This window comes from Veillonella sp. CHU110, from assembly GCF_003992255.1.
Lineage (GTDB): Bacteria > Bacillota > Negativicutes > Veillonellales > Veillonellaceae > F0422.
Genome location: NZ_RQVA01000013.1, coordinates 13,760 through 29,609, shown reverse-complemented (window position 1 = coordinate 29,609; position 15,850 = coordinate 13,760). Strand labels below are relative to the sequence as shown.

Here is a 15,850-nt window from a genome sequence, read left to right as displayed (position 1 = left end):
ATTACGCTTTAAGAGTTGGAATAATACGTTCTGTATCGATGTGAGGACGAGGGATAACGTGTAAGGATACAACTTCGCCTACCGCACGAGCTGCTACTGCGCCAGCTTCAACAGCTGCTTTTACTGCACCAACATCACCACGAACCATAACTGTTACTAATCCAGAACCGATTTTTTCATAGCCTACTAAGTTTACGTTAGCAGCTTTTACCATAGCATCTGCTGCTTCAATCGCACTTACTAAACCTTTTGTTTCTACCATTCCTAATGCATCTGAAACCATAATATCCTCCTATGTTTCTATACTGACCTATTAAATGTATGGTGTTGTACTCGATGTAGGTGTGTCACCTAAAGCACCAAGCAATTTAATACCCACTTCTCGAGCCGCTTTCACAGCTTGACGAACCGCACCAGAATCTCCAGAGAATGTTAAGATCACTTCGTTAGAGAAACTTGTACCAGATTTAGGGGATGCGTAGGAAACAACTTCTACATTGGCAGATTTCACTGCTGTATCCGCAAGTACGGCACCAATTGCTGCTGGACCTGCACATACCATACCAAAAGATCTACCTAATGGAGTGTTGAATACGGCTTCTAAACAATAGCTTGCCCGTGCTGTGTATTGGAATTCCAAGTGACCTGCATCATTAGCGTATACATCTCCAAAGTATTTTGGAACAGCTTCTAATGCAATTTCAACAGCTCGACGAGCATCGGATACATCATGAGCACCGATATAGATCAAGGATCCATGACCTGCGCCACCTTTAGTATCGCGAGGCAATTCTACTGTAATAATTTCAGTATTCGTTGCTTTGATAGCATCATCCACAGCCATAATTTGTGGGCCTGCGCCTACACGACCGCCGATAATACCGATGGATTTGAATTTTCCCAATCCCATTGTTTCTGTTAATAATGGATCCACGCTGGCAATCACAAGACCAATTGTATCGCCCATTGCAGTACCTACAAATTCAGTAACTCCGATGGATCCTGCTGTTGTGCCTTGCGGCTTTTTAATGCCAAGTTCTTCTGATACTTGACCCATCACTTTTTCTAATAATGCTGTATCCATAGTACCTCCTAACCACCAATAATACAGTTTAAACCATATGATTCTACTATTTTTTTATACGTTTCCATTTCTTCTTCTGGAATCTTTGGTGTATTTTCTAATTCATATTCACGTCCCAATAATTCATATTTCCCTTGCCCATAATTGTGATATGGCAACAAGTGAATATCATGAACATTAGGCATATTTTCCTTCACAAACTCTGCTATGCCACGAATATCTTCTTCGCTCGCATTAAACCCAGGAATCGTAGGAACACGCACTGTTGTATTTGTGATAGACTGTATGACTTTAGCCGACTCTCTAATCCTTGCGTTATCCACACCAGTGAACTTTTTATGTTGCTCTGGATTGACGCTTTTGATATCTAGTAGAACTAAGTCGATGTACGGCATAATCTCTTCTACAATCTTTGTGTCATAATACCCTTCTGTTTCTATTGCGGTATGCCATCCTTGTGCTTTACAAGCTTTAAAGATTTCTTTAGCAAACTTTGGTTGTGTCAATGCCTCTCCACCAGATAAGGTGATGCCGCCATTAGAGCGGAAATACTGCGTTGCATCTTTTTTCAATTCCCGCACCACTTGTTCAACGGTCATCAACTTACCTTTCATAGAAAGGGCACTAGTCGGACAGACCATGGTACACTCTGAACAGTTGTCGCAGAGTGTACGGTCGATCCAGTACGGGTTGCTATCGGCAATGGCCTGTTTAGGGCAAACTGCCTGACAAGCTTTACAACCAATACAGAGTTGTTTTCGATACACTACTTCAGGATAATACTGCTGTGATTCTGGATTAGAACACCATTTACATCGTAATGGACAGCCTTTCAAAAATACGATTGTCCGGATTCCTGGTCCATCGTGAATGGAAAAGCGTTGAATATCAAATACAGTGCCTTGTACACTATAATCTACTGATTCCATACGAACTTATCCTTTATATTATGTACCTACATTTCATGTTCTGTACGATTAATGATATCGTCTTGTACTTCTTTAGCCAATGTTACGAAGTGAGCACTGTAACCTGCTACACGAACGATCAAGTCTTGGTTATCTTCTGGATGTTCTTGTGCATCTAACAATGTTTGTTTATCTACAACGTTGAATTGAACATGGCTACCTTTTTTATCGAAGAAGCTCTTAATGATAGATACGAAGTTTTTCAAACCTTGTTCGCCACCTACCGCAGCTGGTGTGAATTTTTGGTTGTACAATGTACCATTAGATGCTTGCGCATGGTCTAATTTTGCTACGGAGTTGGAAGCCGCTGTAGGACCGTTTACGTCGTTACCTTGGCGAGGGGATACACCGTCAGCCAATGGTTCAGTTGCTAAACGTCCATCTGGTAATGCAGCTACGTCTTTACCGAACAATACGTTAGCGGATACTGGATAGATACCAGCTTGGAATTGACCGCCACGAGGGTTCATGTATTTATCCACTTCATTACAGTAGATTTTACCGCAACGATATGCGAATTGGTCTACTTCTTCAATATCGTTACCGAAGGAATCAGTGTTTTTCAAGATATTGCGGATAGTTGCATATTTGCTTGGATCAGCTTGTGATTTACATCCACAGCTTGTGCCTGTGCCAGTACCTTGTTTCAAATGAGATTCCAATGTAGCAATGTCGATAGATCCTGTGGAGGATAAAATTTTCTTAACTGCTTCATAGATTTGAGCTTCATCTAATGTAGATTCTGGAATAGATGGAGTGCAAATTGGAGCTGCGCCATCACTATAACCGAAGTTAGCTTCTAATGCTTCACGCAATTCAGCTAATGTAAAGCGTTTGTCTTCGAAAATATTTTTTTGGATTGCATATAAGGAGTCACCTGCGTCAGCAACACCGAATGCTTGAGGGCCTGTGAAGTTGTAGATCGCGCCGCCTTCTTGGCAAGATTTACCGCGTTTAATACAATCATCAACCATGGCAGACATGAATGGCAATGGAGCGCGTTCCATGTGAGCGTAGTCAACAGCATTGTCAGCTTTTGCTAAGTGACGAACGAAGTATTCCATTTGTTGTTGGTATGCTGCCAACAATTTATCCATAGTATCTAATTCTTCTAACTCGCCAGTTTTAGGTCCCAATTGTTTGCCTTTACAACGTCCGTTGTTAAGAGTAATTTCAAGAACTTTTGCGATATTGAAGAACGCCGCATCATGCCAACCTTCAGTACGATGGCCCGCTTGTGGTTCAACACAACCGATGATACAGTAGTCACGAGCATCTTTTAATGCTACGCCACGAGATACAAGAGCCAAGATGATTACTTCGTCATTGTAGAATGCTGGAACACCATAGCCTAAACGGGATACTTCGCAAGCGCGATATAAGAATTCCATTGGAGCATTTTGATGTACACGTACAGAGAAGGATGGAGCTGGTAAGCGAACATGCGCTACTGCTTCCATACACATGTAAGATACTTCGTTTGTTGCATCTTTACCTTCAGAATCTTGACCACCTACGCAAAGGTTTTGGAATACTGCATAACCAGCGAATGCTTGTGCAGAGATTTCATCACGAGTTTTGTTGATGTCGTTCAATTTAACCCAGATGCAGTCTACTAATTCTTGAGCTTTTACGCGATCAATTGGATCATCTTTTAAGTATGGATACATGTATTGGTCGAAACGGCCTGGGGAGATGGAGTGACCATTGGACTCAATTTGAACCATGATTTGTAAGAACCAGAAAGATTGACATGCTTCCCAGAAGTTACGAGCGCCGAATTCAGGTACACGATCACAGTTAGCGGCAATTTGTTGTAATTCTGCTTTACGAGTTGGGCAAGATGTTTGACTTGCTAATTCACGAGCTTTTTCAGCATAGCGATGTGCGAATCGAATAGCTGCATTGTAGGAGATAATAACTGCATTGTAGAATTGTTTTTTCTTAATACTGCTAGGATCATCTTCGTCTAGTGCATGTAATGCTGTAATAGTTTCTTCTAATACACCGCGGAAACCTTTTTCTAAAATTTTACCGTAGTCTACGTTTACGTGGCCTACACCACCGAAGAAGTAGTTACCTACTGTGAATACACCATTAGCGATACAATCTTTTGTATCTGGTTCCATATAGGAATCTGCTAAGGAGTGAGTTGTTTTACCTTCCCAATATTTGAAAGCTTCATGCAATTCATGTTGTACTTTTTCAGAAATTTCGAATGGATCGGCCATACGTTTATGCATAGTATGGAATTCTTTTTCTACCCAATCGTAGGAGAACTCTGGGCAAATTTCTGTGGAGCGTGGGTTGATTGTGATAGAACCAACTACAAGTTCATTATCACGGATTGTAACTGGCAACTCGTTAAAGATTTTTTCAACAGCTTTGGCACGACGGATAATCGTAGGTTGACCTTCGGTTTCCTTGTAAGATTCTGTAATTAAAACTGCACGTTCTGATTCGACCTGTGGTACAGCATCAATAATTACCTTTCTTAACTTTTCAATTCGTTCTGTTGGTTTACTAAATCCTCGTTCTAGCATGTGTTAACCTCCTTACAACGTATAAAAATATCTCATGCATCTGTCCAAGTTATGCGTAAATGGAATACTGTGCATGCTTGTTAAGAAAATAGTACCACATTTCAGAATCTAACTGATAAGAACTTACAATCCAAATTTTTGTAAAATACAAACCTCTAGTTTTTTGCCGCTTTATGTAAAATTCATGCTGTTATCATCTACCCTTTCAAAATTATCATATTTACTATATGTTTTCATCATGACTTGGTAATATTCAAACTTAACCACGGTACTATAAACACCTCTTCACTTTCCTCTATTGCGGTCCCCTATATTTCTCTTTATACTGAAAGTAATTATATGCAGGAGGTGATTACCATGACATCGCACACGGCTATATGTCTTTGGGAAACCAATCGTATCGCAGCTGGATTTGCTCTTTTAGATCGGTTATTAAAAGACTATCCCATCTCTTTTGTCAAACATTACCGTATATGTCCTGGCAAAGCTTTCTTTGTACTAATTGCAGATACCGATGTGATACAACAAATCGAACTCATCTTAGGATCTGAAAAACAGATTCAGTATAAAACTATTACGGGACTCCACCCCGATGTGCTCTCCACATTTCAGCACAAACAAAAAATGCCTAGTATCTCTCACCTAGGCATCTATGAATGTAACACATCAGTAGCTGTCTTTCATCTAGCTAATCACATAGCTTGGCATCATCAGGTGCAATTACTGAGTCTTCAAATTGGAATCGGTTTATGTGGTAAAAGTATTCTTACCATCTCTGCTTCCTATAGTGATTTAAAAGCCATTGAAGAGGAACTTTCACAATTGTATCCAAAAGAAATTGTCAGTTACGCCCATATTTCAGATCCTTCATCAGAATTACTCACCTTGTTATAGGAGGTTCTATGGAATCAATTCAATCTCTACTGAAACAAGCGCATACATTATGGCGCCAAGGCAATGAGCAAGGCATGATCGACTATCTAGAAAAGGCCATTCATCTCTGCCGTGTTCAAAACAATCATAAAAAATTGATTGAAATCTTAAATGAATATAGTGGGTCCCTGCGCAATGTAGGTAGATATGACGATGCTATTACTGCCATTGATGAATCCTTACGCATCTATGAACAGAGCGATACCTATACGCCGCAAACATATGCTACGATTTTAATCAATTTAGGAAATACCTACCGTGAAAAGAAGTCCTATTTCGAGGCAGAAACACATCTGTTAAAAGCCAAAGAGATCTTCCAATCTGTTGGGGATACATCCTATGCTTATATTGGCTTGCTCAATAATTTATCTCTACTCTATCGAGATACCAACGATTATGAGACCGCCTATGCGCTACAGCTAGAGGCTGTCCAATTATTAGAACCTACGGAGTACCAAGTACCCCTTGCGATTAGTTACAATAATCTCTATGAAATCAGCAAGCATACGAAAGAAGGCCGTTCTTTATCACCACAAATCTATTTAGATAAAGCCGCTTATATCTTGCGCCGGGAAGTCGGTACGGAACATCCTATGTATGCTGCGGTCCTAAATAATCGGGCCGATTACGAAATGGAACAGCATCATTACGATGTGGCACTAAATTTATATCGAGAAGCCCTTCCCATTGTGAAACATAATTACGGCGTGGAAAGTCAAGCCTATCAATCGGTGTTGCACAATCTTGACTATGTAAAAGACCTCATCAAAACACTGCAACAAGAGACACCCTGTCATCGCCAAACAGGACTAGAACTAGGCAGAGAACTAGCTCATCAAGTAGCGCAGGATATAGAACTTAATCTACCTGACCTAGTACCCCATATATGCTTGGCTCTTGTGGGCACTGGATCAGAATGCTTAGGCTTTGATGATGCCATCTCTGAAGACCATGACTTTACAAAACGATGTCAGCTATTCTTACCAGCTGACACCTATACAGCTCACAAAGATCGTCTTCAGACCTATTTCAAGAACTATGCCTATGGCACAGTGCAAATTGAAAGTATTTCCAATTTTTACAAGCGATATACACTGTACCCTGAAGGACCACAATGTGAAAAAGAATTTCGCCGTATCCCTCAAGATTTACTTTGTACCGCTACCAATGGGGAAGTATTTCTAGACAATTTCGGTTCTTTCACACATATTCGTCAGCGCTTATTGGCCTACTATCCAGAGGACATTCGGCTCCGTAAAATCGCCTATGAATTAAACCAACTAGCACAGTCTGGTCAGTATAACTTACCTCGGATGTTACAGCGTGGTGACACCATCGCCGCCAGCTTAGCGTTGCATCAATTTGTCCATCATTACATGCTACTCGTGCATCTATTGAACAAATCCTATGCTCCATTCTACAAATGGCTCTATCGCCACAGCTGCAGCCTTCCTATCTTAGGAAATACTGTGAAACATGGAATTCCCGAATTACTAGACGCACCGATTAGAGATACAAAACCCCACATCGATCGCTTATGCAATGCCATTATCCAAGAACTACAACGCAATGGTCTAAGTACAAGTCCCATTGATTTCTTAACCTATCAAGCTAAAGAAGTCGTTCAACGCATTCAAGACCCACTTCTCCGTGGAGAAGATTCTTGGGTAGAATAGGAGTTTTACCATGAAAGACGATTTAATCATTTCTATCATTCAACAAGAATGGCCTCTTTTCACTAGCACACAAAATGTGGGGCATCGATCTCCTTGTCAGAATCAAATGTCTAACTTCATCGTATCGCGCCATGCCTATTGGTCTATGTACTCCACACCAGTGTTGCAATCATATTTGCACGATTTAGAAGTAGCACGCATGAAAGGGCACAACTTGGTAACTTTCAAATACGGCTACATGATGGCTTTCACTCACCCTGATGAATTCTTGGCCATTAAAGATAAATTACCATCTATTTCTAACACAAAATTGTCTTTAGTCACTGCCATCATGGCCCTGTATATGAAATGGGAATTAGATATCCAAGTAGAAATGCCTGGTTATGACACACACCATCGACCTATCCAAGCAAAAGATAACTCTCTGACCCATACATCTGTGGAAACCTATATGACCGGAGAATTACAGTCATATTCAGAAAATACTTTAGAATGTATATTAGCTCATTTTTTACAATGTAGTAAAAATAGCCTTAATCCAGTACAAGCATACTTAAAGGCCTTACAAGATGGCACAAAGCAATACATAAAGTAGAATAAATGTACAAAAAAGACGGTAATATAGTATATATTTTTACATTTTCGTTACAGCTCTTTTTACATGCAAAACTACCATGGTTCTTGAGACAGTACTATCACAAAATATCTTGGTAGTTTTCCATTTTTATGTGCTCTTCGGGGTCCTTTTGCTCTTTAAAAATATAAAAAATAGAGAAAAGTTGATGCTTTTTGATCTACTTTCCTCTATTTTATTTGTGGGCTAGCTTGTTACAGCCCCTTTCCTATCTATCGTTTACTTTAATGAATTACACCTACTTTAGCAAAAAACATTTTATGATTTACTGACCAATGATAATACGAGCTATGTAACTTTATAAGTAACTGTTCACAGTTAGGCGACTCTGATACAATCTTTACTAACTCTATAGCTTTACTATACAGTTTACTAATTTGTAATATCTTACCATACGTAATGATACTATGATGCAAAAAAACCGTATCAATCAATCTGACATATTCTTGTATGTAAGCTAGGCTAATACTTTCCTTTTCTACGTGCTTCTCATATATGGCGGTGTGCATCGATGCGCTCAATATACACAAGTACTCCAAAGTATCTTCGACTCGCTCTGGAACCATGATGGGTAACAGTTGTTCTTTTACAAATACTAAAGACGCCGCAAAAAAGATTCTGTACATTTCTGACCTGTCTAAGGCATATACTGGATGTATCATACTAGTACCTCTCCACACTTAATGGAATCTTCCCTCTACATGAATATACTCCTACAAACTTCCTTCAAGAATGAATCGACATACTGTCTCCCCCTTTCTTGTCTTCATTTGTATCCTTGTCTATTAGGATGTTATTGTGCCTTACTTTAAATGTGTTCATGATAACTTCAATCTCTTTATTATCATGATTTGTATTAATCATATATAAAAATCAAGATACCATCAATACTTTTTTACTACACAAGCTATACCTTTTAGTCAACGCAAATCTTTTCTATCAATATACTCTATCTCTATCTACTAATTTATTCCCAAAAATAGCAAACCGCTTCTTACACTGTCTACCTTTAACGCTTAAAGATAAGCTAATAGATCACTAATACAAAAGGACCCTTGCGGGTCCTTTTTCACTGTAATATAGTGTTCATGTACAATTGTGTTCACTCAATTAATCTACCTTAATACCATGAATTTCTTCAGCTAAACGTTTCAACGCATCTACTGTACGAACGCCTGGTGTAATCTCAGACAATTTTACACGAATAAAGTGATTTTCTTGTACTGCTTTAATAGTTTGCAATTGAGGGTCAGCTTTAATTTTAGCTACTTTTGCTTGGAAATCATCATCGTTACGGATAGAGTTACCATAATCAGGAATGATGATGTAATCAGGATTTTGTTGAACTACAGTTTCCCAAGATCCTTTTGCCCACGTTTTATCAACGCCTAAACCACTCATTACATTATCTGCTCCAATTAAGCGCAATACATTAGTTGTACATCCTTCAAATACTGTAAATGGTTGTCCATCTTGAGAGTCGTAAACAAATACACGTTTATGCGGTAGGTCTTTCAGTTTGGATTGTACTTTTTAAGAGTTGCTCGTTGACTTACCACCCACGCTTCTGCTTTGTCTTTTACGCCAAAGATTTCACCTAATTTAATCATATCTTGGAAATTTGTTTCTAGATCAGCTTGTGTAGAAAGTGCAGATTCTGGAATCCAGATATTTACATTTTGAGCGATCATTTTATCTGCCGGAATCCCTTCTTTACTGAAAGAATCTTCCCAGCCTGTAGCAAAGTCAGGTTTTACAGACATGAACACTTCATAAGAAGGCCATTTATCCGACAATACCTTTACTTTTTTATACGATTCTTGTAAAGGTGTTACTTTGAATAATATTAATATTTTATTATAATTATTAATTTTTATAATAGATGTAACTAACTTTCACTAGTTTAATAACTTTTCAAAATTAGCTACTTCTTTCAAATTAGCAATTCTCGTCACTTTCCACGTTTTATCTTCTAAGCGTTGCATTTCTAGCTTGATGATAACTTCTTTCCCATCTTGTTTAGGATCTGTAAATACCAATGGAACAATAGCTACATCACCATCAATATCAGAACTGCCAATCGTTTTGAACTCTAAGCCTTTCACACCACTTGCTTCTTGTAATGCTTCCGACGTGCCATCACTTTTCTTATCTCCTGCATCAGTTTCCTCTGTGGCTACTATCTTATATACCTCAGCTGAAAGTTGTTTTACAATGGCCGGCTTAAATGACTCAAATAATCCTTTTCCTAATGCTGCAAATGGATTATTTTTTTCTTTCTCCATTTGTACCTCAAAGGCATCATCTAACGCTGAACCAATAATACTATCTACATCAACATGCTTTTTAAACTGTTGTAGATTATGACTTGTATACGCTTCTTTTGCTAAATTCAAGGAATACGCTGGCGTCTTTGTAAAGTACAAAAAATACCATCCAATCACAGCTATTACAATAACTGCAATCCCAATTAAGACTTTTGTTAGTTTACTTTTGTTCATTACAACTCCCCCTTTTACACTCTTACTTTAATAACTACTACTATCATACAAAGAATAGTATAGCTACGTCAACTACATCATAGTAAAAGGCTCTCCCGAAGGAGAGCCTTTTTGATATTACATTCTCTATGAATTAGCCTTGCAATTCTTCTTCAAAACCTTTTTGTAAACGAACATAGGATTGACGACGTTCTTTAGCTAATTGTTTGTTGAGTTCTAACAATTCTTTGCTCATTGCAGGAACCGCTTTACCCAAAGATGTATAACGAACTTCTTTTCCTAAGAAGGAGTCAAATAATTCGTAATCAGGAGCTTTGGAGTCAAGGCTGAATGGGTTTTTGCCTTGCGCTTTTAAAGCTGGGTTGTAACGGTATAGATCCCAGTAACCGGATGCAACAGCTTGTTTAGTTTCAGCTTGTGCATTACCCATACCACCTTTGATACCATGGTTGATACATGGAGCGTAAGCGATGATTAGGGATGGACCTGGATATGCTTCAGCTTCTGCTAATGCTTTCATCAATTGATTCATGTCAGCACCCATACCAACTTGAGCCACATAGATGTTGCCATATGTCATAGCGATCATGCCAAGGTCTTTTTTGTTTGTACGTTTACCTTGAGCCGCGAATTGAGCAACCGCACCTACGCGAGTAGATTTAGATGCTTGACCGCCAGTGTTGGAGTACACTTCTGTATCGAATACGAATACGTTAACGTCTTCGCCGGAAGCCAATACATGGTCAAGACCACCGAAACCGATATCGTATGCCCAACCGTCACCACCGAAGATCCATTGGGAACGTTTTACAAGGTATTGTTTTTTAGCCAATACTTCTTTTACAGCTTCTGTTTGTTCTACTTTGGAAAGAACATCGATCACAGCTTTAGCGCGGTCACGAGTACCTTCGCCTTGAAGACGTTTTTCTAACCATAAGTCAAGAACTTGTTTTGTTGCTTCATCAGCAGTTTCAGCGATGGAAGCTACAGTTTCAGCTAATTGTGTACGGATTTTTTCAGTACCGATGAACATACCATAACCGAACTCAGCGTTATCCTCGAATAAGGAGTTAGCCCATGCAGGACCTTGGCCTTGTTGGTTTTTAGTGTATGGAGATGCTGGCATAGATGCACCCCAGATAGAGGAACAACCTGTTGCATTGGCGATCATCATACGGTCACCGAATAATTGAGTAATCAATTTAGCATATGGAGTTTCACCACAACCTGCGCAAGCGCCGGAGAACTCAAGCAATGGAGTTTTGAATTGGGAACCTTTTACAGTTTCTTGTTTCATTGGGTGAGATTTAGTTGGCAACGCTACACCATAATCCCAAGCTGGAGCAAATTCTAATTCGCCATCGATAGGGCGCATTTCGATTGCTTTTCCTTTAGGAGCTGGACAGATGTTTACGCAGTTACCGCAACCTAAGCAGTCTAATGGAGATACTGCAATACGGAATTGCAATTCGCCTTTAGTCATCATTTCTGGAATTGTTTCAAAGTTTTCTGGACCTGCTGCTGCTTCTTCTGCTGTCGCTAAGATAGGACGAATAGTCGCATGTGGACATACGAAGGAACATTGGTTACATTGGATACAGTTTTCTTTGATCCAGTGAGGAACGAATAATGCGGCACCACGTTTTTCGAATGCAGCAGTACCAGAAGGTAATGTACCATCTTCATAACCTGTGAAAGCAGATACTGGTAAATCATAACCAGCTTGTGCGTTAACAGGTTTAGCAATGTTAGCCACATAGCTTGGGCAAGTTGTGCAAGAAGATTTTTCGAAAGTATCTTCGGAATCTTTTGCATCTTTCCATGCTGCTGGAACTTCAACTTTTACAAGAGCACCAACACCTTGGTCAACTGCTTGGTTGTTCATGGCAACAACGTCTGCACCTTTTTTACCATATGTTTTTTCAATGGAGTCTTTTAAGTACTCTACTGCTTTGTCGATAGGAATGATTGTATCTTCAGTTAATTTGAAGAACGCAGCTTGTGTAACCATGTTGATACGGCCACCCAAACCAATTTCAGCTGCAATTTTCGCTGCATTGATGATGTAGAAGTTCAATTCTTTTTCAGCAATCGTACGGCGAAGTTTCGCAGGTAATTTTTCTGTTAATTCTTCTGGACCCCAAGTACAGTTCAACAAGAATGTACCGCCATGTTTAATACCACGGAGAAGGTCATATTCATGAACATAAGATTGACGATGACAAGCAATGAATTCTGGTTCAGTTACCAAGTATGGTTTGTTGATTGGGTTTGTACCAAAACGTAAGTGAGACATTGTCACACCACCAGATTTTTTGGAGTCATAGTCGAAGTATGCTTGCGCATACATATCTGTATGGTCACCAATGATTTTGATTGCAGATTTGTTAGCACCTACAGTTCCGTCAGAACCGAAGCCCCAGAATTTACATCCAGTTAAACCTTCAGTTTTTACGGACACGCCTTCAGCACGGCTCAAGGACAAGTTAGTTACATCGTCATTGATACCCAATGTGAAGAAGCGTTTGCCAGCTTCTGCTAACATGTTGTCGAATACTGCTACAAGGTCAGCTGGGATTACGTCTTTGGAAGAAAGACCATAACGACCGCCGAATACTTTAGCATTGATATTGTGTTGAACAAGTGCTGCTTGAACGTCTAAGAATAAAGGTTCAGCTAATGCACCTGGCTCTTTTGTACGGTCTAATACTGCTACGCGTTCTACAGTTTTAGGAAGAGCCGCTACAAAACGATCTGTCGCGAATGGACGGAATAAGTGTACTTGTACGAAACCAACTTTACGGCCTTGTGCATTTAAGTAATCTACAGTTTCAGTAGCTACTTGTGCAGAGGACCCCATTGTTACGATTACATCTGTTGCATCAGCTGCACCATAGTAATTGAACAATTGGTAATCACGACCAGTGATTTTGTTGATTTCATGCATATAATGTTCTACTACATCTGGAACTTGTAAATAGAATGGGTTAGAAGCTTCACGATGTTGGAAGTAGATATCAGGGTTTTCAGCAGTACCACGAGTTACAGGAGCATCTGGGTTCAACGCACGTTGACGGAATGCTTCTAAAGCGTCTTGGTCTACTAAAGGTTTTAATTCATCATATTCTAATACTTCGATTTTTTGGATTTCGTGAGAAGTACGGAAACCGTCGAAGAAGTTGATGAAAGGAACGCGAGTTTTTAACGCTGTTAAATGCGCAACTGGAGCAAGATCCATAACTTCTTGTACAGAGGATTCTGCCAACATAGCACAACCAGCAGCACGAGCTGCCATAACGTCTTGATGGTCACCAAAGATAGACAATGCTTGCGCTGCAATCGCACGAGCTGCTACATGGAATACACCTGGAAGTAACTCACCAGACACTTTGTACAAGTTAGGTAACATTAATAATAGACCTTGAGAAGATGTGAACGTAGTTGTCAATGCGCCCGCTTGTAAAGAACCGTGAACTGCTGCTGCAGCGCCGGCTTCGGATTGCATTTCAACAACCTGTACAGTGTGACCGAACAAGTTTTTACGGCCTTGTCCTGCCCATTCATCCACATGTTCTGGCATTGGAGAAGATGGAGTGATAGGATAAATCGCTGCCACTTCAGAAAAACCATACGCTACGTGAGCTGCAGCTTGGTTGCCGTCCATAGTTTTCATTTTACGCATGTTAAAATAGCCTCCTTAAAGCAAATAAAAATTAACACTTGTAGTTACATACAAAATAGGGGGATGTATATAGGCTCTACTCCGTGCACTCGCAGGATGAGCCTTCCCCTTTTTAGTATCAAAATGTTTTTGAAATATGAATCGTTTATTTCTAAAAAGATTGCATATGTTGCAAAAATGTAATAATATATAAGTTATATAGTACTTCTTTGCAAATTTGTGAAGTAGTTTATCTACTTCATCAACAAATTGATATAGCCTTATGGTTTCATTATACATTGAGAACAAGAACTTCGCAATACCATATAGTCTATATCTATTGCTAATTATGCGATTATCAATTTACATTTTCACATATATTAATGCCTAATTAGCATACTAAAAAGAGGGCTTTTGTTATTACCATATTTAAGAGGTGCATTATGGACTTTCATCACTTAAAATACTTCGTAGAAGTAGCGGATCAAAAAAGTTTCAGCAAGGCCGCAAGAAATCTTCACATTTCACAATCTGCTATCAGCCGTACCATAAAAGCTCTAGAAGATGAGCTTGGTGTTGTATTATTCATTCGTAATGCAAAATCTGTAGAAATGACTGACGGTGGCACCATCTTCTTAACACATGCCAAACGTGTCGTGTTTATGTTCGAACATTTAAAAATTGATTTCGAAAATGAATTCCGTCTAGAACAAGGTTCTGTTCTAATTGGCTTACCACCTGTAACAGATGCTCCTATCTTTGCACAATTATTAGGAGAGTTTAAACAAACCTATCCACAAATTGAGCTAGAGCTATATGAGCATGGTTCTAAAAAAATAGAAATTTCTGTTCAAGAAGGTCTTATTGACGTTGGCATTATCTGTACAAAGCCAAATGCTAAAGAGTTCGACTCCTTCTATTTAACAAGTGATCCTCTTAGTGTAATTCTGCCAAAAGACAATCCACTAGCAAACGAAGAGTCTATTTCCTTGGAACAATTAGCGGATCAACCATTTGTACTACATAAGGATGACTTTAATCTGCACGACGAGATTGTGAAATCCTGTAAATCTGCAGGGTTCCAACCACATATCGTCTTTGAAACTAGCCAACGAGATTTGATGTTACAAACTGTAGCGGCCCATCTAGCAATTGCTTTATTACCTAGCCGTCTATGTCCTACAGAAGATGAAAATACAAAAGTAGGCTCTAGCGTAGTGGTACGTCCTTTAGTAGATCCTGAAATTATGCATACCTTACATGTCATTTGGAAAAAAGGACATTACCTATCACACGCTTCTCGTTTATGGTTAGACTTTGTCATGGCTCGCCTTCCATTAGTACCTGGCGATACACATCATGACGAAGATAATTAATCTGTTGTTGAAAGTAGGTACACTACTACGAAAGCCATTATTCTGGATCGTTCTCTATGCCTTAGGTACTACCTATTGGATAGCATCCCAGCAGGCAGAAATCGATACTCTGAAAGAGCAACTCGAGACAGAGCATACTATGGAACATAGCGATACCTTTCACTATCGCTTAAGCAATCTAGAAAATATCAGTAACTCTCACGGAGATCGCCTGAAAGAACTAGAACGTGACAGCTGGCAACTCAAGCGCTTTGCCAACCAACACCAGTTCCGTATCATGCAACTCGAATGGGAACACCCTAATATAGAGGCTCCAGAACCAAGCAAAGCAACACCAGTAAAAACACCATTTAAAGCAAATCCAACCAACGTCCCAGACGTGAAACAATAAACAAAGGACTGCATCCCGTGCCTAGCACAAGATGCAGTCCTTTTCTACTCTCAATATGTATGTAGTATACTCAACACGCCTCC

Annotated in this window: 11 protein-coding genes and 1 pseudogene; 5 read left to right on the top strand and 7 right to left on the bottom strand. The window is 39.5% G+C overall.

The window, feature by feature from the left end; all coding sequences use genetic code 11:
* Window position 1 precedes the first annotated feature (1 nt).
* The 4 genes from EO122_RS06280 to EO122_RS06265 are packed head-to-tail and all read right to left on the bottom strand — an operon-like array spanning window position 2 to window position 4,595.
* Window positions 2-283 (bottom strand): BMC domain-containing protein, encoded by a 282-nt coding sequence (locus EO122_RS06280; protein ID WP_009353643.1) that lies wholly within the window; start codon window positions 281-283, stop codon window positions 2-4.
* Between the two features lie 30 nt (window positions 284-313).
* Window positions 314-1,084, bottom strand: coding sequence for a propanediol utilization microcompartment protein PduB (gene pduB / locus EO122_RS06275; protein WP_009353719.1), 771 nt, complete (start codon window positions 1,082-1,084; stop codon window positions 314-316).
* 8 nt (window positions 1,085-1,092) lie between these two features.
* Window positions 1,093-2,013: a glycyl-radical enzyme activating protein gene (locus tag EO122_RS06270; protein WP_127009837.1), complete on the bottom strand. Its 921-nt coding sequence runs from the start codon at window positions 2,011-2,013 to the stop codon at window positions 1,093-1,095.
* 26 nt (window positions 2,014-2,039) lie between these two features.
* The gene (locus EO122_RS06265) at window positions 2,040-4,595 is read right to left on the bottom strand and encodes a glycyl radical protein (protein WP_127009836.1); all 2,556 of its coding nucleotides are present in this window, start codon (window positions 4,593-4,595) and stop codon (window positions 2,040-2,042) included.
* 357 nt (window positions 4,596-4,952) lie between these two features.
* Here EO122_RS06265 and EO122_RS06260 point away from each other — a divergent pair, with 357 nt between their 5' ends.
* Genes EO122_RS06260 through EO122_RS06250 form a run of 3 tightly spaced genes read left to right on the top strand, consistent with a single transcriptional unit; the run spans window position 4,953 to window position 7,799 of the window.
* The gene (locus EO122_RS06260) at window positions 4,953-5,489 is read left to right on the top strand and encodes a hypothetical protein (protein WP_127009835.1); all 537 of its coding nucleotides are present in this window, start codon (window positions 4,953-4,955) and stop codon (window positions 5,487-5,489) included.
* An 8-nt stretch (window positions 5,490-5,497) separates the two neighbouring features.
* Window positions 5,498-7,204: a DUF4037 domain-containing protein gene (locus tag EO122_RS06255; protein ID WP_127009834.1), complete on the top strand. Its 1,707-nt coding sequence runs from the start codon at window positions 5,498-5,500 to the stop codon at window positions 7,202-7,204.
* A gap of 10 nt (window positions 7,205-7,214) precedes the next feature.
* Entirely contained in the window at window positions 7,215-7,799 is a 585-nt protein-coding gene (locus EO122_RS06250) for a DUF4125 family protein (protein WP_127009833.1), read from the top strand.
* 1,149 nt (window positions 7,800-8,948) lie between these two features.
* Here EO122_RS06250 and EO122_RS08445 read toward each other — a convergent pair.
* The 3 genes and pseudogenes from EO122_RS08445 to nifJ form a co-directional block, all read right to left on the bottom strand.
* A pseudogene (locus tag EO122_RS08445) lies at window positions 8,949-9,667 on the bottom strand (ABC transporter substrate-binding protein); the annotation flags it as partial.
* A 69-nt stretch (window positions 9,668-9,736) separates the two neighbouring features.
* On the bottom strand, window positions 9,737-10,339 hold the full coding sequence (locus tag EO122_RS06240; protein WP_127009832.1) for a hypothetical protein: 603 nt from the start codon (window positions 10,337-10,339) through the stop codon (window positions 9,737-9,739).
* Between the two features lie 133 nt (window positions 10,340-10,472).
* Entirely contained in the window at window positions 10,473-14,021 is a 3,549-nt protein-coding gene (gene nifJ, locus EO122_RS06235) for a pyruvate:ferredoxin (flavodoxin) oxidoreductase (RefSeq protein ID WP_127009831.1), read from the bottom strand.
* Between the two features lie 422 nt (window positions 14,022-14,443).
* Here nifJ and EO122_RS06230 point away from each other — a divergent pair, with 422 nt between their 5' ends.
* Both EO122_RS06230 and EO122_RS06225 read left to right on the top strand, forming a co-directional pair.
* Complete coding sequence (locus EO122_RS06230) at window positions 14,444-15,376, top strand: LysR family transcriptional regulator (protein ID WP_126937816.1); 933 nt, start codon at window positions 14,444-14,446, stop codon at window positions 15,374-15,376.
* Complete coding sequence (locus tag EO122_RS06225) at window positions 15,360-15,767, top strand: hypothetical protein (RefSeq protein ID WP_127009830.1); 408 nt, start codon at window positions 15,360-15,362, stop codon at window positions 15,765-15,767. Before EO122_RS06230 ends, EO122_RS06225 begins: the two co-directional genes overlap by 17 nt.
* The last annotated feature ends 83 nt before the right edge of the window (window positions 15,768-15,850 follow it).

Coding starts and splice junctions, on each gene's coding strand:
- EO122_RS06280 (WP_009353643.1), bottom strand. CDS start 283: ATGGTTTCAGATGCATTAGGAATGGTAGAAACAAAAGGTTTAGTAAGT.
- pduB (WP_009353719.1), bottom strand. CDS start 1,084: ATGGATACAGCATTATTAGAAAAAGTGATGGGTCAAGTATCAGAAGAA.
- EO122_RS06270 (WP_127009837.1), bottom strand. CDS start 2,013: ATGGAATCAGTAGATTATAGTGTACAAGGCACTGTATTTGATATTCAA.
- EO122_RS06265 (WP_127009836.1), bottom strand. CDS start 4,595: ATGCTAGAACGAGGATTTAGTAAACCAACAGAACGAATTGAAAAGTTA.
- EO122_RS06260 (WP_127009835.1), top strand. CDS start 4,953: ATGACATCGCACACGGCTATATGTCTTTGGGAAACCAATCGTATCGCA.
- EO122_RS06255 (WP_127009834.1), top strand. CDS start 5,498: ATGGAATCAATTCAATCTCTACTGAAACAAGCGCATACATTATGGCGC.
- EO122_RS06250 (WP_127009833.1), top strand. CDS start 7,215: ATGAAAGACGATTTAATCATTTCTATCATTCAACAAGAATGGCCTCTT.
- EO122_RS06240 (WP_127009832.1), bottom strand. CDS start 10,339: ATGAACAAAAGTAAACTAACAAAAGTCTTAATTGGGATTGCAGTTATT.
- nifJ (WP_127009831.1), bottom strand. CDS start 14,021: ATGCGTAAAATGAAAACTATGGACGGCAACCAAGCTGCAGCTCACGTA.
- EO122_RS06230 (WP_126937816.1), top strand. CDS start 14,444: ATGGACTTTCATCACTTAAAATACTTCGTAGAAGTAGCGGATCAAAAA.
- EO122_RS06225 (WP_127009830.1), top strand. CDS start 15,360: ATGACGAAGATAATTAATCTGTTGTTGAAAGTAGGTACACTACTACGA.